At 41.9% G+C, this 18,536-nt stretch carries 13 protein-coding genes and 1 other RNA gene; 5 read left to right on the plus strand and 9 right to left on the minus strand.

From position 1 onward, the window contains the following. Window positions 1–44 precede the first annotated feature (44 nt). The 6 genes from recJ to ispG form a co-directional block, all read right to left on the minus strand. Window positions 45–1,757: a single-stranded-DNA-specific exonuclease RecJ gene (gene recJ / locus J0L60_15800; GenBank protein ID MBN8547594.1), complete on the minus strand. Its 1,713-nt coding sequence runs from the start codon at window positions 1,755–1,757 to the stop codon at window positions 45–47. Between the two features lie 25 nt (window positions 1,758–1,782). After that, window positions 1,783–2,296: RNase P RNA component class A (gene rnpB, locus J0L60_15805), an RNA gene on the minus strand. 105 nt (window positions 2,297–2,401) lie between these two features. Further along, on the minus strand, window positions 2,402–2,764 hold the full coding sequence (locus tag J0L60_15810) for a four helix bundle protein (GenBank protein ID MBN8547595.1): 363 nt from the start codon (window positions 2,762–2,764) through the stop codon (window positions 2,402–2,404). A 53-nt stretch (window positions 2,765–2,817) separates the two neighbouring features. Then, entirely contained in the window at window positions 2,818–3,552 is a 735-nt protein-coding gene (locus J0L60_15815; GenBank protein ID MBN8547596.1) for a hypothetical protein, read from the minus strand. Between the two features lie 15 nt (window positions 3,553–3,567). After that, on the minus strand, window positions 3,568–4,683 hold the full coding sequence (locus tag J0L60_15820) for a Nif3-like dinuclear metal center hexameric protein (protein MBN8547597.1): 1,116 nt from the start codon (window positions 4,681–4,683) through the stop codon (window positions 3,568–3,570). A gap of 210 nt (window positions 4,684–4,893) precedes the next feature. Beyond that, a complete protein-coding gene (gene ispG, locus J0L60_15825) occupies window positions 4,894–6,885 on the minus strand; it encodes a (E)-4-hydroxy-3-methylbut-2-enyl-diphosphate synthase (protein MBN8547598.1) in 1,992 nt (663 codons plus the stop codon). A 185-nt stretch (window positions 6,886–7,070) separates the two neighbouring features. Here ispG and J0L60_15830 point away from each other — a divergent pair, with 185 nt between their 5' ends. Further along, on the plus strand, window positions 7,071–8,978 hold the full coding sequence (locus J0L60_15830) for a DNA primase (protein ID MBN8547599.1): 1,908 nt from the start codon (window positions 7,071–7,073) through the stop codon (window positions 8,976–8,978). Here the strand turns inward: J0L60_15830 and J0L60_15835 are convergent, their stop codons facing one another. Continuing rightward, the gene (locus J0L60_15835; protein MBN8547600.1) at window positions 8,979–10,400 is read right to left on the minus strand and encodes a DUF5009 domain-containing protein; all 1,422 of its coding nucleotides are present in this window, start codon (window positions 10,398–10,400) and stop codon (window positions 8,979–8,981) included. Window positions 10,401–10,793: 393 nt separating this feature from the next. Between J0L60_15835 and J0L60_15840 the strand changes: the two genes are divergently transcribed. From J0L60_15840 to J0L60_15850, 3 genes are all read left to right on the plus strand, one after another. After that, window positions 10,794–13,517, plus strand: coding sequence for an SUMF1/EgtB/PvdO family nonheme iron enzyme (locus J0L60_15840; GenBank protein MBN8547601.1), 2,724 nt, complete (start codon window positions 10,794–10,796; stop codon window positions 13,515–13,517). Between the two features lie 203 nt (window positions 13,518–13,720). Next, window positions 13,721–14,335 (plus strand): hypothetical protein, encoded by a 615-nt coding sequence (locus J0L60_15845; GenBank protein ID MBN8547602.1) that lies wholly within the window; start codon window positions 13,721–13,723, stop codon window positions 14,333–14,335. Further along, the gene (locus J0L60_15850) at window positions 14,328–15,365 is read left to right on the plus strand and encodes a nucleotidyl transferase AbiEii/AbiGii toxin family protein (GenBank protein ID MBN8547603.1); all 1,038 of its coding nucleotides are present in this window, start codon (window positions 14,328–14,330) and stop codon (window positions 15,363–15,365) included. Before J0L60_15845 ends, J0L60_15850 begins: the two co-directional genes overlap by 8 nt. 83 nt (window positions 15,366–15,448) lie before the next feature. Here the strand turns inward: J0L60_15850 and J0L60_15855 are convergent, their stop codons facing one another. Next, entirely contained in the window at window positions 15,449–16,123 is a 675-nt protein-coding gene (locus tag J0L60_15855) for a ribonuclease HII (GenBank protein ID MBN8547604.1), read from the minus strand. After that, the gene (locus J0L60_15860; GenBank protein MBN8547605.1) at window positions 16,078–16,896 is read right to left on the minus strand and encodes a geranylgeranylglycerol-phosphate geranylgeranyltransferase; all 819 of its coding nucleotides are present in this window, start codon (window positions 16,894–16,896) and stop codon (window positions 16,078–16,080) included. The genes J0L60_15855 and J0L60_15860 overlap by 46 nt, the downstream gene beginning before the upstream one ends. Window positions 16,897–17,031: 135 nt before the next feature. Here J0L60_15860 and J0L60_15865 point away from each other — a divergent pair, with 135 nt between their 5' ends. Further along, window positions 17,032–18,390, plus strand: a complete 1,359-nt coding sequence (locus tag J0L60_15865) for a hypothetical protein (GenBank protein ID MBN8547606.1) — start codon at window positions 17,032–17,034, stop codon at window positions 18,388–18,390. Window positions 18,391–18,536: the final 146 nt, after the last annotated feature.

The raw sequence follows: 18,536 nt of genomic DNA on the forward strand, positions 1-18,536 counted from the left end.
GTGCAGGTTAAAAAAGCTTATAGCTCATACTTCATAGTTCATAACTAACCTTTGACTCTCAGATCTTTTATCCTAAGTTGTGGATGCGGTTTGCATTCCCGACCGGTGTTGTCGATGGTATAGACGATATCGAGACGGGTGGATTTCTCTTTCACCTGTTCCTCGAAGTGTCCCAGATCGAAACCGATTGCATCGAAAATTTTGTCGTTCCCGTTTTGCCTGAGTTGCAGGAGCAGATGGTTATGTCCAACTTTTCTTACGAATCCGGTGTGTGAAACATCTTCGGACAAAAATACCGGTCTTGGATTATCGGGACCGAAGGGTGCGAACTGGTGGAGAATTCTTAAAAATTTGGGGGTAATTTCGGATAGTTTGATTTTGGTATCAATTTCAATTTGCGGGATCAGATCGTCATTTTTAATTTGTTCTTTTGCCAGAATATTGAATCTTCTCCTGAACTCGGGAATGTTATCGATGTTAATCGAAAGTCCGGCGGCAGCCTGGTGCCCTCCATAATGATTCAACAGGTCACTGCAATGTTGGAGTGCTTCATAGATATTGAAATTCGGGATACTCCTTGCGGAACCTTTTGCTACACCGTCGATGGTGGTAAGCATGACAGTTGGCCTGTAATAAAGTTCAACCAGTCTGGAAGCAACAATCCCAATCACACCCGGATGCCATTCTTCCTCGTGGAGCACCAATGCCATGTCTTCTTCGAGGTCGTGGATTCTTAACACTTTCTCGAGTGCTGAGTTAAGAGTCTCCTCGTCAAGTTTTCTTCTTTCCCAGTTTTCAGTTTCGAGTAATCGTGAGAGTTCTTCGGCGCGGGAATAATCATCCGTCATCAGGAGTTCAACTGCAATTTTGGCATCGCTTAATCTTCCGGCAGCATTTATTCGCGGTGCAATCGAAAAGACAATTTGTCCGGCATTTAACTGTCCGGGTTCTATTCGGGTGGCTTTCATGAGAGCCAAAACACCCGGTCTTGGTGACTTGTTTATCAGGTCAAGTCCATACATTACGAGAATTCTATTTTCATCTGAAAGAGGTACGATATCTGCAGCTCCTGCCATTGCGACAAGGTCCAGATATTTCATGGGAAGTGACTGTTTGCCGAGTAGTGCTGCTACAGCTTGTGCAAGTTTGAATGCTACACCCGCTCCAGAAAGATACTTGAAAGGATAGTTACAACCCGGTTTCAACGGGTCGAGAACTGCAAACGCTGCAGGCAAAACTTCCCTTGGCTGATGATGATCGCAAATGATCATGTCAATGCCGAGAGACTTTGCGTAAGCCGCCTCTTCCACCGCAGTGATTCCACAATCTACCGATATAAGGAGAGAGGAGCCCGTTGATTTTACATAGTCGATACCATGATTGGTGATTCCGTATCCGTCACGAAGTCGATTGGGGATAAAAAACTGAACATTGGCACCCAGTTCCTTCAGGAACATATACATAAGTGCGGTGGAGCAGGTGCCATCCACATCATAATCGCCGTAGACGAGTATTTTTTCATTTGATGTAATAGCTTGGATTACACGCCGTGCAGCAATCTGCATGCCATGCATGAGGAATGGATTGTGAAGACCTTCAAGGTCAGGCTTAAAGAAATATCTCGCTGCAGGGAAACTTTTTATGTTTCTGTGAATCAACAGCTTAGCGAGTACTTCGGAGATGTTCAGAGAGTCTGCGAGAGATTTAATCTCGAGATCGTCACGAACAGATCTGATCTTCCACCGTTTAGTTGCCATAGTGAACTTACCGTGGAAATATAATATATAGACCTGACTTGTAAGCCGGATTCTGTTCCGGTTAAAAGAAATTTCTACAAATGACTACACTTAATGGCGAGTGAGCCGAACGGAATTATCTTCCGGGTGGATACTTAAATCTTTGTACAGACAATGTCATCAGGTGTAAACTCATATTGTAAAAATTAAATAAACCGAAGGCAATCATTTATCTGGGATGAAAATTACTTTTCACCTCGAGCAGCCTACCCGAAGACATTGGACGGACAGCCCTTCATCCCGCAGAACGGGAATCGTCTTCTGCTTGGCTTTGCTCCGGACGGGGTTTACCTTGCCGAGGATGTTACCATCCACGCGGTAGGCTCTTACCCTGCCATTTCACCCTTACCCCGATTACTCGGGGCGGTATCTTTTCTGCGGCACTTTCCGTAAATTATCCATTACAGATAACCTCCCGGGCGTTACCCGGCGTCCTGTCCTAAGGAGTCCGGACTTTCCTCTGCCGTTATAATCGCGACAGCGATTGCCAAGTCAAGTCTATAAAAATATTCCGTGATTTAAAAATTTATGAAAATTATTTACAATGAGCAAATATACAAAAAGGGAAGGAGAAAAAACAGTTTTTAGTTATGAGTTATGAGTTATTATTTATTTTTTGGTTGGGAGGTCTTTTCTTTGAGGGTTTTTATTGAAGAAGTGAGTAGCCGGAGCAGTTCTTCACATTCTGCGTATATACTTTCAAATTCGATTTGTGTGAGAATTTCTGATCTGACTAATAATCTTAGCCAGAATGAGGTCTCTGAACACTCTTTTTGAGCTATGGAGAGTTTGTGTATAAAATCCGTTGTAGATTCTGCATATTTGGCTTCACTTATGTTAGCTCCGATACTTGTACCGGATTTCAGGATTTGCTTCGCGAGCACAAATTCTTTCTTCTCTGAAAGGTATCTGGAAAGTTTTACAATCCTGACAGCGAAGTCCATGCTTCTATCCTCATGCAGAGTCATCAATCAGCCTCAAATACACAAACTCATAACTCATAACTCATAATTAATAAACGCTATTCGTCCATCTCTCCCGCTTCATTGGCGATTTCGGCAGACACGATGATTCTTCCGCAGTATTCGCAGGTGAACATACGGGCGTTGCGTCTGATTTCAAGTTGTCTTTGGGCAGGTATGATGGTCTGGCAGCCGGAGCAGGCGTTTCTTCTGATTCTTGCAACGGCGAGTCCTTTTTTGGCGGAGCGGACACGGGTGTAGAGAGAATAATCACTCTTCTTCATTTGGGCGACGAGAGACTCTCTCTGCTTCAGGAGTTTTTGCTCTTCCATTGCGTTGTTTTCTTTGATGAGAGCCAGTTCATTACGCTTGTGTTCGAGGTCTTCTTCAAGTTCAGCAACTTTGGGGTTGAGGGCTGCAATCTCTTCGTCAACTTTTTCCATGGTTGAAACAAGGAAATCACTCTCTTTTTCAAGTCTGGTACATTCAGCATCAGCAGCGTCAATCGACTTTGTGATGGTGTCGTACTCTTTATTGTTCCTTACTTTATAGAGCTGTGCTTTGGCTCTTTTCTGATTGTCGAGAAGTTCTTTGATTTTCTCATTGTTTGCTTCTCTTCTTTCGACTGCATCAACTCTCTGAGCCACCATTTCTTCTATGGTTTGTTTGAGGGTTTCCAATCTTGATTCGAGAGCTTCAACTGTAAGAGGAAGGTCACCTCTCTGCTCTTCGAGTTTGTCTATACTTCTGTCTATCATCTGAACCTGATAGAAAAGCACCAAGTTATTTTTCAATGTATATTCTCCTATTTAAAAATTGAAGTAGTGGACAGGATTCTCATCACCGTCATAAATAAAAACTTTTGTGTCCTCGTTTTCTTTTACCAGAAAATCATCGAGTTTTTTCTTCATTTCCTGAAGTACCGGGACCTCAGTTTCAAAATGTCCTGCATCCACAATCAGAATGTCATCTTCAGCATCCTGAAATGTGTGGTATTTTATATCCGCTGTCACGAAGGCATCGCAACGGGCGGCAGCGGCATCCTCCCAGTATTCTGAGGCGGAACCTCCAAATACAGCCACTTTTTTAATCTTTTTGCCTGTCAGTTTTGAGTGTTTCAAAGATTTGCAGCCGAGACCTTTGGCGATATGCTCCAAAAAGGCTGTTTCCTCCATCTCTGCGGGCAATGTTCCGATAACTCCCATTCCATAACGGGTTTCATCATTTTTTAACGGGTAGATATCGTAAGCGGGTTCTTCATAAGAGTGAACACTTTTCATGGCATTCACAACTTTTTTTACATTTCCTTCGTTTACCAGCACTTCAAGACGGACTTCTTTCACTTTTTCAAAAGCTGATTTTTGACCGACAGAGGGATTGCTGTTTTCGCTGCCAACGAAACTTCCTGTTCCCGCTGAAGTGAAACTGCAGTTTGTGTACTCACCGATTACCCCACCTCCTGCGGAAAAAATTGCAGCAGAAACGACATCAACATCATTTTCAGGCACAAAAACCACCAATTTCATCGACTTGCCTGATACAGGTTTCAAATACGACAAATTCGAAAGATTTAGTTTTTTTGCCAACTGGTGGTTTACTCCGTCATGGGTGAAATCGAGGTTTGTATGGTAAGAAAGGAGGGTAAGATTGTTTTGAATAAGTTTGTATATCAATTTTGAAGTTCTGCCTGAGTCCGGGGTTATCTTTTTTAGAGGGGAAAAGATCAGCGGGTGGTGGCTGATTATCAGGTTGCACTTCAATTTCTGTGCTCGCTCGAGGGCATCTTCGGTAACATCAAAACAAAGCAAGACTCCGGTTACCTCCTGTCTGCCTGAGCCGACCAGCAATCCGGTGTTATCCCGCTCCCATTGGATGAACTTTGGTGCCCAACTTTCAAAAAAAATTGATATTTGTTGTACTGTCATAAGAAAAAAAAAGCACTTCGTAAACGTGAAGTGCGGTAAATAAAACGGTAACTAAAAAGCGTTGCTGTTGTTAGGTATAAATTGTCTAATTGGTTTTTTCGTCATTTTGCAAAGTGTAAACATAAACTTTACAAAAATATAAATTTTTCGTTACATGGCAAAATATACCTGAAAGTTTATAATGAAATTGCAATACATTAAGGCAAACAATTAAACCGGTTCCACCCAGTTATCATCTTCTTTAATGAGATCAATCAGTTTGTCGACTGCAAATTCGGTAGCTATTGCTTTAGTAACCACTTCTTTTCCACGGTAAAGAGTAATTTTTCCGGGACCGCTTCCTACATAGCCATAGTCTGCATCAGCCATTTCACCGGGTCCGTTCACAATGCAACCCATGATGGCGATTTTTACACCTTTGAGGTGAGAGGTTCTTTTACGGATCATTTCGGTCGTTTCCTGCAGGTCAAAAAGGGTTCTTCCGCAAGAGGGGCATGCAATATATTCCGTTTTGGAAGTTCTTACTCTGGCAGCCTGTAAAATTCCAAATAGCACTCTGTTCACAGTTTCGGTATCATGATTGAACTCAGGTTCCGTACTCTCAACCGTAACGAATACACCATCACCAAGACCATCTATAAGCAAACCGCCAAAATCGGTTGCGGGGTAAAGGAGAAAATTTTCCGGGTTAATATTCTTATAGTGACGATGGAGTACTACAGGATTCCTGATTTCATTTTGAATCAATTCAAAGAAAAACCTTCTCTGTTCGGGAAGTCCGTGTTCGTTATTCGTTCCGAGGAGAATTATAGTGTATGCATCCTCTTTAAGATGGTTAATGACTTCATTGTTAAGTTCAGGAAGTGAAATGCTCAGAAATTTGAAAAGAAGCTCGGGATCATTTTCCGAGAGATATTCCTCTTTTGTGAGTACAGGGAGAGATCTACCCTTGTTTTCGAGGTTCTTCCAGAAATTATAAGTGAAAATCCCTCTAGATCCGTGAGGCAGATCAAACCCGGGCAGATTTTCGCCAAAGTAAAAATAATCGCTCGCCTGGTCGTTCATATTCCACTTGTCTGTTGGTTCATCATAAAAATAACCAACAGAAGCCAAAGATTCAGGTTTTGAGACATCGGCGTTTGATAAATCGGAAACAACAACAGGAACCGAACTTCCACCAACATTTAAGAGCTGGAGGGTTTCTCTCCTTTTGTAATCGAATGGATTTATTGGAGAGACACCTGCTTCCGGTATTGGGGTATGGCTTTTTCTGTTATCGTATCTGTTGGCAAGGGCTATGGCAACGGGGGATTCGAATTCAGGATCTTCCGTCAGGCTGACCCTTATTGTATCTCCCAAACCATCTTCAAGGAGGGCACCAATTCCAAGAGCAGATTTAATTCTGCCATCTTCGCCTCCACCGGCTTCGGTTACACCGAGATGAAGCGGATAATCCATTCCCTCTTCCTCCATTTTACTTACAAGCAGTCGATACGCTTCGACCATTACCTGTGTATTGCTTGCTTTCATTGAGAGGACGATATTGTGGTAATTTTGAGCGCGGCAGATTCTTACAAACTCGAGTGCTGATTCCACCATGCCCAAGGGAGTATCACCAAACCGGCTCATTATTCTGTCGGACAGGGAACCGTGGTTTGTACCGATTCTCATGGCTGTACCATATTCCTTGCAGATCTTAACGAGGGGAGTGAACCTCGTCCTGATTCTGTCAACCTCTGCCATGTAGGTTGCGTCATCGTACTCAATTACTTCAAATCTTTTTCTATCGACATAATTTCCCGGATTTACCCTTACTTTTTCCACAATTCTTGCAGCGAGTTCTGCTGCGTTTGGAGTGAAGTGGATGTCTGCAACGAGAGGAGTGTTGTATCCCCTTGCCCGTAGTTCATTTTTAATAACTTCGAGGTTCTTTGCTTCTTTCAGGCTCGGAGCGGTTATTCTTACCAGTTCACAACCGGCTTCGATCATTCGAATCGACTGTTCCACAGTGCCTTTTGTATCCATTGTGTCAGTTGTGGTCATGCTTTGAATGCGGATGGGATTCGAACCACCAATTCCGATATCCCCAACTTTCACTTCCCGGGTTAAATATCTGGAATATTCTGTCAATGAATTGCAATATTTTTTTAGAGCATAAACATTGTTGGTCAACAGCACTTTTGGATCAAAAATTTGTGTCATGGCAGGGTTTTATTTTTCAAAAATTAAAAGAATCAAAAATTAAATTTAAATATATCTTCTGAAGAGTTATTTTTGTGAATAAACTTAAAAGGAAAGAATAAAGTTCATAGTTCCGGCGGAATGAGAAAAAGGTAAAACCAGTTTACCGGTCCGTTTCTTCCGCTTCTGCTCTGTAAAGTCAAACGATGCAAATATCTGAAGAAAAAATCCAAGAAGTATTACTGGCCGCCGATATAGTTGATGTGGTGTCGAAGTTTGTCCGTTTGAAGCGGTCGGGTTCCAATTACAGCGGACTGTGCCCGTTTCATTCCGAGAAGTCCCCTTCGTTTATGGTGAGCCCTAAAAAGCAGATTTATAACTGCTTTGGTTGTCACAAGGGGGGAAATTCGATAAAGTTTTTGATGGACTACAGCAATCTTTCCTTTTTGGATGCTGTTCGTGAACTCGCCCGCGAATATGGAGTGGATTTACCCGTTCAGGACGAAAAAACGAATGAAGAACAAAAAAAGTTTGAAGAATATTACGATCTTACAAAAGCCACAATCCGTTTTTTTGCTGAACAGCTTATTCAAAATCCTGACAACAAACATATTCTTGAGTATCTCCGGAACCGGAAAATCAATGATGCGTCAATCAAAAATTTTAGTCTAGGTTACGCACCCGGTGTGCGGGGGAAGCTGATTGATTTTTATAAAAAAGGCGGGTTCGACCAAAGAAAAGCAATTGAGCTTGGTTTTCTGGGTGAATCCGAGGGGAAAATATATGAGAGATTTGCCGGCAGACTGATATTTCCAATTTTCTCTCATCACGGACGGGAAATCGGGGCAGGTGGCAGAATTCTCGAAAAGCGGACAGATACGGGGAAATATATCAACTCACCCGAAAGTCCGATATACAACAAATCGCGGGTACTCTATGGACTTTCCCACTCGAAAGATGAAATACGCAGACTCGATCAGGTCATCGTAGTTGAGGGATATCTTGATGTGATCTCCCTTTTTCAGAATGGGATAAAGAATATTGCGGCTGTTTCTGGGACAGCACTTACCGATGAGCAGGTGAAACTCCTTTCATCATACACGAAAAACATTTACCTTCTTTTCGATTCGGATCCTGCCGGTTATAAAGCTGCGATGAGAAGCATTGAAGTGGTGCTCAGACACAATTTGAATTTGATGATAATGTCACTTCCTGAGGGTGAGGATCCGGATTCCTTCGTTCATAAATACGGTGCCAAAGAATTTTTGGAATTCGTTAAAAATGCAAAAGAGTTTATAGATTACCAGTATCTCGCGTTTGAAAAAGGGGGCTGGTTCAATAATCCCGACAAGATGACAGAGGCAATAAAGGAGATGGTGCGTCCCGTTGCTCTCATCCCTGACGAACTCAGACGAACAGTTCTGATCAAAAAAATTGCTGAAAAATTCCAGTTCCGTGAAAGAATTCTCGAAGAGGAAGTTAACAGGATCAGAACTCAGGATGTGGAGCAGCGACACTTCGAACCGAGGGAAAGACTGCCTCAGCAGGGTGAAAAAAGGGGAGAGACCGGTACCGCTGTTGCTAAAAGTGATGAATATTCAGGGCATCAGACAAAAACTGCCACCGAGTTAAATGAAATTGAGCTGATAAGATTGATGTTTGAAGGGGACGAGCGGGTGTTGCAGTTTATTTTCCAGTTTATCAGACCGGAAGAATACACCGTACCGATACATTATGGTATCGCGGAAAAAGTTTACGAGGAGTTAGAATCGGGTACAATCCCTTCTGTAAAAAATCTTCAGGGAAGGTACCTGGAAGAGGAACAAGCGTATATTATGAATCTCGTCTTAGAAAAACACAGAATCAGCGAGCACCTCGAAGACTTGCTCCCTGTGAATCCCGCAGCAGCCCTGTCAATTTTTACGATTGATTCAGTAAAAAAATTCAGACTTTTGCGAATCGATCAGGCAATCAAAGATATTCAGGCAGATATTGCCCGGACTTCGAACCCGCAAAAAACAAGCGAACTCGCCTTGGACCTCCGTACCTGCATGGAAGAGAAGAAGGACATTAACCGGATAATGGAAGAGATTAAAGCTGACCTGATTCCGTAATCAACTCCTCCAGAATATTTTATATTTTGTGAAAAGTTTAACAATATACGCAAGCGCAAGAGTGACAAGGAATCCCTTCAATGCACCAAGTACAGGGGTGGTGAGGTACTGGTTCATCAGGCCTTCTATTGCAAGCAGCCCCAAAACAGGAGTTATCAGGTTTCCGCCGCCGGCATAGGCAATCATTGGATTTTGTCCGCTGTCGATCAGGAGTCCCATCCAGCTCTTTTTCTTGAAGAAATCTATTAGCAGTGATGAGAAAATTATAAAGTAAAGAGCGAGCCCTGAAGTCAGGAAATAGTAACTCATGGTTGAGTGGTCTTTCTTGATTCCTCCTTCGAAAGGTTCGAGGAAGAACCCGAGAATGAACCAGAATGAACCCCAGATAAAAAGTTGTTTGAGGATATTGTAATAGTCTCCCTTTATTTCCTTAATCAGCACCCATGAAGCTGCCACCAGAGTAAGACCTCCGATAAATCCCTGCCAAACCCATCTGTTATAAAGAGTTACGAGGGAGAGCACAATGAACCCTGCCATAAAAAGCATAAGCCAGAATGCTTTTGTTTTATACTCTGAGAAGGTTTCGTTGATCACGGAAGTGTTGGTCTTCATCATTTTAATTATGATATCTCCCGCGATTGTTCCGGGTATCACAACAAAAAGGTACTTGAGGAAATTTACATTTACAACCCAACCCGATGGTTGAAGTGAAGCGAGATCTTTTATAAAACCTGCATCGGAATTGTGGGAGAGTCTGATTGCAAGAATTATCGCCATGATTCCGAGTCTTAATAAAATATTCTCTCGGGTGAAAATCCAAATCAGTGAGCCGGCAACCGAAACATTCGCAAGAACGGCAATAATAATGTCAAAACGGGACATTTTGAAGCCTGAACCGTCGGGGTATGTGACAAGAGCGAGAAGAACAGCGATTCCAACCCAACCGGCACTTCTCAGCATTAGTCCGGTATTTTTGGATATTGATGAGGGGAATCGCCAGAAAATGAGAAAAAGCAGTCCGAATCCCAACAAAGCAATCAGATAAGTAACTGCATCAGGACTTTTGCTCATCACATGCGGACGAAGGTGCTGGATTGCAATCGCAAAAAATGAGAGCAGTACCCCTCTTTTGAATATCTGAATTATCAAATCAGTTGAAACTTTACCGTCTTTAATTTTTTTCGAGAGAGCAAGGGGGAATGCTGCCCCCATGGCAAAAAGGAAGAAAGGGAATACGAGGTCAACCCATGTGATTCCTGGAAGTGTCGGATTAAATTTATGTGCCGGCGGCGGAATCTGAGCATGATACATCCAGCCCGGGAGGTTGCCCCAGGAAATTCTCCCTGATAATATCATGGTAAGAATTGCAAAGCCTCTTAGTGCATCAAGTGCGTAGGAACGGATGCCGGTTTTCTCTTCCAAAGTTCTGCCTCTCAAAATTCTAAAATCTCTCATTCAAAACTAAACATAATTTGTAAATGGCAGAGAATTTGAGAGGACGCGGAAACCTACAGAGCTATGAACTTTGAACTATGATCTATAAGCTGACTCGGGATTAATGTCGGTTGCGGGAAACAGTGACTACTTTATTCGTAAAACCGCTACATAAATATTTTCGAAAAACACTAAAAATTACCACAAAAATTTGCCAAAGCTTTCATAATTTTGCTTTTAGGGTATTTTGCAACTAATCAAAAAAATGAAATTGAAGTATGAAGTTTGAAGTAGTTCATTGTTCATACCTCAAACCTCATAGCGCATAGCTTTCCAAAGCAGGATGAATTTAATAAATCAAAAACGAACGAGAAAAAATTTATGATCCAAACGATACTAAAAATGGTTACTCTTTTTGCGGTGTCAATATTTATGGTATTTATTCAAGGTTGTGCTTCTGTTGACAATCCTGTACAAGTGTTGCCGAGCGGTTCCATTCAGGTTGTTACAACCGCGGACGCTAAATGCATACTTTACAAATCGAGTGATATAGTATCTGAATGGACAGGATCAAAATTAATTCCGGGTTTGGCTGAAGGTACCTATAAAGTTAAGATTACTTCCGATAAATTCAACTCGTCTTTTGAAGAAAGTTTTGAGCTTGGTGTAAACCAGAAAAAAGTTGTTGAGACTGCCACCGGGTCATTAGACATTAGACTCAAATCCGATTTTACATGGGAAGTTACAAAAGATAATAAATCCCTTTTTTCCGGAAAAGGAAGCCTGAAAATTGATACAATTTGGACCGGAGCCTACAAAGTTAAACTGGGCGTCCCGGGAGTCCCTGATTTTTTGACCAGGGACATTACGGTATCAAAAGCACAAAACTTCATTTTGGAGATGGAATCCGGAAAACTGGATGTAAGAATTCCATCAACAATGGAAGCCGTTCTTTCGCTTAATGACTCGACTGAATTATACCGGTGGAATGGCAGGAGGATAATCGATTCACTGTGGGCAGGTGCCTATCAGATAAGAATAAAAGTACACCCGCTGGTTCCCGATTACACAACCAATATTACGATTGTAAAACAGCAGACAAAAGTGGTTGAACTCGATTATGCGAAGCTGGATGTCAGAGCCAGGAATCAGATGGAATGTGTTCTGTTTCGGGGGACTACAGAGCTTGACCGCTGGTATGGAAGCCGGCGATTTGACTCTCTCTGGGTTGGGGATTATTCCGTGAAGATAAAAGCTAATCCGTTGCTGCCTGAATATTCAACAAGTTTTACGCTTATAAAACAGCAGGTCAAAGTAATCGAACTCGACTACGGCACGCTCGATATCAGGGTACCAGGTCAGATGGAATGTGTGTTGTTAAGAGGCACTACAGAACTGGAACGATGGAACGGCAGCAGAAAGTACGATTCTCTTTGGATTGGCGATTATACAGTAAAGATAAAGGTTAATCCCTTGCTCCCTGAATATTCCACAAGTTTTACTTTGGCCAAACAGCAAACCAAAGTGGTTGAACTTGAATACGGAAAACTGGATGTCAGGGTTCAGAGTCAGATGCAGTGTGTTTTGTTGAGGGGAACTACAGAAGTTGAGCGATGGAACGGCAGCAGATTATTCGATTCACTTTGGGTAGGGGATTACACAGTAAAAGTAAAAGTGAATGCGTTACTCCCTGATTATGTAAGCAATGTGACGATTGTGAAACTTCAAACCAAAACGGTTGAACCCCCCATTGGCAGTTTCACGATAAAAACAAAAAGTGATTATAAAAACACTCTGTTGATGGATGGAGTGGAACAACACGCATGGTCAGGTACCAAAGATTTTAATCCTTGGCTTGCCGGCAGTTACACTTTAAAGAGTCAAATGTTCGCAGGAGCCCCTGCCCCGAGTACTAATTTTACTATCAATCAAAACGAGAACAGGATAATTGAGTGGGAGACGGGAAGTATAAATGTTATCGCTCCCGGCTCCACATGCAAACTAAAAAGAGACTTGGTCGATCAGTTCGCATGGCAAGACAGCAGACTGCTTGATTCCCTGATTACCGGTTATTACACTGTTGAAATTCAGGAACCAAACTCACCATTATGGTTCGGGGATTTCAATTTGATCAAAGACGAACAAAAGACTGTAAGTATACCGTATGGCTCAGTTCAGATAACATCCAATATATCAACTACAGTAACAAAATTGATTTACAACGGAACGACTTTAAAAACTCTGTCGGGTAACGGAACAATCTCAAACATAGTACCCGGAAATTATACCCTGAAGGTGGAGGCCCCTGATTATCTAAGTCAGACGGAAAATATTACAGTAATCAGCGGACAAAACCAGCCGAGGAGTTATGAGTTACAGCAGGACTATTCTCAGATGGTATTCATTCCGGGAGGCACTTTCACGATGGGATGCACAGCCGATCAAGGAATATGCCTCGATAACGAGCGACCGTCACATCAGGTTACACTTTCAGCATATGAAATAAGAAAATTTGAAGTTAATCAGAAGGAATGGCTGGCAGTGATGGGAACCAACCCTGCCAATTTTATCGGCAACAGCAAACCCATTGAATCCGTAACCTGGTACGAAATCATCAATTTTTGTAATTTATTGAGTACGAGAGAAGGACTTACACCCGTTTACACAATTAACGGCCTTGTTGTGACTGCAAACTTAAGTGCAAACGGCTACAGACTGCCAACAGAAGCCGAATGGGAATATGCCGCAAGAGGTGGAGCACAGTCGACTAATACTCTCTACAGTGGAAGTAACAACATCGATGCCGTGGCATGGTACAGTGGTAACTCGAATAACACCACACATGATGCCGGGGAAAAGAGCCCGAATCAACTGGGGATTTACGGAATGAATGGAAATGTTTGGGAGTGGTGCTGGGACTGGTATGGTGATTACTCGGCGGCAAGTCAAACAAATCCGACGGGCCCAGAAACAGGTACCCACCGTGTGGCTCGTGGTGGAAGTTGGAGCAGCAGTGCTCAGTATTCCCGCGTGGCTGTCAGGTACAATTTCGCCCCCAACCTCAAGTACGACTTTCTGGGTTTCCGCGTTGTAAGAACGAGATGATGGGTTTGAGTTATTCCAAAGAGTCGTAATCGATTTCAGGAATGGAAGTCAAATCATCCGGGATTTTGAGTTTTGACGAAGGATTTTTAACCACTTTCAAGCTTAATACTCGAATTAGTTGAATAGGAAGATTACGACTTGAGGCAAATAACATAATTTGTCGCAAAAATTTGCTAAATTTGCGACAAAAAAAAGATTCTAAAATGACAGAACCAATTGAAAAACAAATAGTTAGGAAAATTAAAAAAGCCAAGAGGGGCACGCTTTTTTTTGCTGATGATTTCTCCGGTATTGGGAATACCAAAACCATTAATAAATGCCTTGAGAGATTAGTAAATTCTGGAGTATTATATCGGGTCGCAAGGGGAATATTTATTCGACCGAAAGTGGATAAAATTGTTGGCTTGATAATTCCCGGTGTCGATGAGATTGCTGTGAGCATTGCAAAAAGAGACAGGGCAAGAATTTTGCCAACCGGAAGCTTTGCATTATATAAGCTGGGATTGACTACTCAGCTACCTCTAAATATAGTATACTATACCGATGCCTCTGCCCGTAAAATCAGAATTGGAAACTTTACAATTACCTTTAAGAAAACCAGCGCAAAAAATCTGTCGAGGATTGGCAATATCAGTAAGCTGGTGATTCAAGCGATTAAGGATATCGGAAACGGTAAGGTTACAAAAGAGGAAACAGAGAAAATTATAGAATTATTGAGGAATGAAAAACCCTCACACTTGGAACATGATTTAAGACTTGCACCTAAATGGATAAAAGAGTTGATCGAAGGGAGGATGAAAAATAGTGTCAATGAGTGAAAGTACAAATCTGAGCGAGTGGCTAAAACTAACCGATACTGAGAAGAAAAATCTTTTTACCGCCACGGGCAACAAGGTTGGATTGCCTGCAGTGGCAGTTGAAAAAGATTGGTGGGTCGTACAAACACTCTCCCTGATTTCCTCAATGGAATGTGCAGAATCGATACTCTTTAAAGGAGGCACTTCATTAAGCAAGGGATGGAACCTTATCAAACGATTTTCAGAAGATATCGATTTGGCATTAGACAGGAGTTTTCTCGGATTTACGGGACAACTCAAAAAATCAGAAATAAGACGACTTAGAAAGGCATCATTCGATTATATCACCAACATCTTCCTGAGAGAGCTCGAGGAAAAATTTAACGAGGCAGGTTTTGATCATGTCTCAGTAAATGATGTTAAGGTTGCTAATCACGATCAGGATCCTACCATAATCGAAATTTATTACCCAAAACTTACTGAGAAGGACTCATATATGAGACCCGGCCTGTTGGTTGAAATTGGGTTTCGTTCATTGGGTGAGCCAAACACAAAGAGGTCTTTCCGATCGATGGTGGCTGAAAATTTCTCATCTGCTGCATTTGCCGATAAACCGCTATCCATCTCAACCGTTAATCCCGAGAGGACTTTCCTCGAGAAAATATTTTTATTGCACGAAGAACATCAGAAACCCGGGGATAAAATTCGAATTCAACGAATGAGCCGACACCTATATGATATTCAGATGATTTGTAAAACAGAATTTGCTGATCGGGCTTTTGAGAATCCTGAACTTTATAAAAATATAGTCAATCACCGTCAAAGATTTACTCGCATTTCCGGAATAGATTACAGTAAGCATTCTCCTGCCTCAATCAGGTTTATTCCTCCGGAAAATTTGCTTCGCGTATGGGAATCGGATTATATCCGAATGAAAGAAAATATGATTTACGGGGAATCTTCATCCCTTGATGGATTAATTCAGGAGTTATCTGATTTACAAAGCAAAATTAATCGACTGGATTGGCAATTGGAGCTTGAAGAAAGATAAAGAACAGATTGTGCGAGGAACTAAAGCTAAAACTTCAACCTGTTGAACCTCACAGCACAAATTTTAAACCTCAAAAAACAAATTTATTTCTGGATATTCCCCCCTTGATCAAACAAATCCAGTCCAATAATGTGATCGATAAATGTTTTTCTGTGGTAAGGTGTTGGTCCATATTTCTTAAGAGCGGCTATGTGGTCTTTGGTGGGGTATCCTTTGTTGTGATCCCAACCGTATTCGGGGTATATTCTTGAGAGTTCGAACATGGCATCATCCCGGGTCACTTTCGCAATAATCGAAGCAGCAGCAACGGAAAGTGATTTTGCATCTCCTTTTACGATGGGGAGAAGTGAAACATCAGACTCGAAAGATTTATTTCCGTCAACGAGGATAATCCCGGGTTTTGTGGTAAGCGATTCCACTGAAATCCTCATGGCTTTCAGGGAGGCTCTTAGAATATTTATTCTGTCAATTTCTTCGGCGTCAATTGCTGTAAATCTTACCGTAAGTGCATAAGTATAAATTACCTCTTTCAATTCCCGCCGTTTTTTATCGGTCAGTTTTTTCGAGTCGTTTATTTCAGGCAGATCGAGTTCAGGGGGGAGTATAACAGCGGCAGCCATTACAGGTCCCGCAAGAGGTCCTCTACCTGCTTCATCTGTTCCTGCGAGAAATTCGGTATTAAATCTGATCCGGTAAAAATCGTCGAATGTTTTCATAAGCCGAACAATATCGCCACGATTCCGAGAATCATGATCCATTTAAGATTTCGACTTATCACCGTATAATCTTTTTTCCAGCTTGCCTTTCTCACAGCATCCATGCATGACATTATACCGGGAGCAACGGACAAAGAAATGATGACAAGATACTCAATCTTGTACACCTGAAAGACAAAAGGGAGGAACACAAGAACAACCAGCACAAGGCTCAGTATGGAAATTAATTTTTTTGATGCATCCAGACCGAAGACGATGGGAAATGTAGTCACTTCAGTCGCTTCATCACCCTCCATATCCTCAACATCCTTTACAATTTCCCGTATCAGATTGATGAAAAATGAGAAAATGAAGGGGAAGAGCACTCCGCTGTAGTTGTCTACTGCAGAGGCACCGAAAACGAAGATCAATCCTGTGAAAAACGCCACCGTGATGTTTCCCACCAATGGAATGTTTTTGAGATAATATGAGTAGAAAAAAATGACAATGGAGGACAATGCCGCAATAACCGCCGGGATCATTCCGGCGAGGGATGCAAAAAATATTCCCCCCATTTTGGTGAAAAGATAGAGCCGCATCGCTGTTGTCTCGGAGACCTTGCCCGAGGGGAGGGGGCGATCCGGACGGTTGATTTTATCCGTCTCCACATCCAGAATATCGTTGATGATGTTGCCACCGGCGGCTACAAGTCCTGCCGATATTCCGATGAGACTGCCAAAAAAGAGGACGGTGTCGGAGTAAACTCCACCCATAGCAATAAAGACAGAGAGGAATCCCGAGATAAAAGTAATGATAAAATTGACGGGTCTGAACAAAGTGAGCAGGGAATACCTCTTTATTTGAGAAAATTAGATTGAGAAAATATCGTCACAAATATAAAAAAACATATATTAAAATGTTATTTTTTGATATTTTGTAACCGAAAAAGTTTTCACATAAGAGAGGAAAAAATGAAGAGAACAATACTACTTCTCTCCGTACTTGTGTTGATGGTTTTTAACCTCAATGCACAAATGAGCAACTTCCCCGATTTTAGTCACTACCCCGGGGCAGGAACAGGAAATGTTGAAGGCAGTGCCGGTCTTCTTTGGATTGACGGTAAGCCCCACTATAATCTGAGGTTCACTCCCGATATCAGTTTTGCGAAATTTGGTGTAGGACTTGATCTCAATCTTGAATTCACACCGGAAGGCAAACTTCGTGATGAGAATTACAAGACCGCTTCACAAATTCTTTCGATCATCCGTTATGTCAGATACGGTGAAAAGAAGGATGATATTTTTGCAAAAGTTGGTATGATAGATTATTATACATTGGGACAGGGAAACCTGATTTACATGTATAACAACAGTTCCAGTTTCGACAACAGAAAAACAGGTTTCAACTTTGATGTCGATCTGGGTAAATGGGGATTTGAGTCGATGTACAGCGATTTTGCTGCAGGCGGTGTAGCGGGTCTTAGAGGTTATGTTCGACCTCTCCGTTTCTCCGAAGCTGCCGCAAAGATACCTGTAATCAGCAACCTCGAAGTGGGTCTCTCCTTTGCCGGTGACTTCAATGAAAAAGCCGGTGTTCTGAAAGGTTATTATGATGCCAAGGGAGATTTCCTTGTAACTGAAAAGAAAAGTTCGGTAAGCGGATTCTCGGTTGATCTTGGTTTACCGGTTGTTAAATCGGATATGTTGAGTGTGGATCTTTTTACAAACTACACAAAAATGTCTGATTACGGTTCGGGAGTAAATGCCGGCTTCATGCTCTCCTTAAACGGACTTGGAATGGTAAAACTTTCAACCAAGTTTGAAAGAAGATTCAACGAAGGTAAATTCCTTCCTTCATACTTCGACGGTTTGTATGAGATCGAAAGATTTGCGATCATGGGTGGTGCACCTGCAGGAAAGATCATGGCGCTCGAATTCATGGGCGAAAGTGACAACGGCTGGTTTGGCGCGCTTAGAGCAGATATTGCAAATTATGCAGTAGTTTACGGAAGTTACCAAAGACTCGACAAAACTCCAAAAAGTGGTATTTTACAACTTAAAACTGACCTTTCTCCAAAGGACGGAGCTTATGTTCTCTATGCCGGTTATGAAAAATCAGGTATTCAGGATGAATCAGAGCTCTTCACCACTGATGAAAGATCACACGCTTATGTTGAAGTGGGTTACAAACCCTACAAGTACCTCATTGTATCGCTTGTATATCATTGGACATATCTGCCAATCAGAGATGCATCGAACAATGTGGTTGGTTACGAACCTCAGAAGAGAATTGAACCAAGAGTCAGTTTCGTAATGCCATTTAAATTCTAAAGATCAAAAATAAAGCCTAAAGGCACTTTTTTGACGGTTTTTGAGTTTGAATATATACTCTGAAATCAATAAATTCAGGCATTAAATTAATTTATCAGGGCGGTTGTTCCTTCCGGGTTCAACCGTCTGTTTTGTTAAAAAAACAC

It is taken from the genome of Ignavibacteria bacterium (assembly GCA_017302895.1).
GTDB lineage: Bacteria > Bacteroidota > Ignavibacteria > Ignavibacteriales > Ignavibacteriaceae > UTCHB3.

What these genes read in the sequence shown, in the direction of transcription:
- recJ (MBN8547594.1), bottom strand. Translation starts at nt 1,757, where the DNA reads ATGGCAACTAAACGGTGGAAGATCAGATCTGTTCGTGACGATCTCGAG.
- J0L60_15810 (MBN8547595.1), bottom strand. Translation starts at nt 2,764, where the DNA reads ATGACTCTGCATGAGGATAGAAGCATGGACTTCGCTGTCAGGATTGTA.
- J0L60_15820 (MBN8547597.1), bottom strand. Translation starts at nt 4,683, where the DNA reads ATGACAGTACAACAAATATCAATTTTTTTTGAAAGTTGGGCACCAAAG.
- ispG (MBN8547598.1), bottom strand. Translation starts at nt 6,885, where the DNA reads ATGACACAAATTTTTGATCCAAAAGTGCTGTTGACCAACAATGTTTAT.
- J0L60_15830 (MBN8547599.1), top strand. Translation starts at nt 7,071, where the DNA reads ATGCAAATATCTGAAGAAAAAATCCAAGAAGTATTACTGGCCGCCGAT.
- J0L60_15840 (MBN8547601.1), top strand. Translation starts at nt 10,794, where the DNA reads ATGATCCAAACGATACTAAAAATGGTTACTCTTTTTGCGGTGTCAATA.
- J0L60_15845 (MBN8547602.1), top strand. Translation starts at nt 13,721, where the DNA reads ATGACAGAACCAATTGAAAAACAAATAGTTAGGAAAATTAAAAAAGCC.
- J0L60_15850 (MBN8547603.1), top strand. Translation starts at nt 14,328, where the DNA reads ATGAGTGAAAGTACAAATCTGAGCGAGTGGCTAAAACTAACCGATACT.
- J0L60_15855 (MBN8547604.1), bottom strand. Translation starts at nt 16,123, where the DNA reads ATGGATCATGATTCTCGGAATCGTGGCGATATTGTTCGGCTTATGAAA.
- J0L60_15865 (MBN8547606.1), top strand. Translation starts at nt 17,032, where the DNA reads ATGAAGAGAACAATACTACTTCTCTCCGTACTTGTGTTGATGGTTTTT.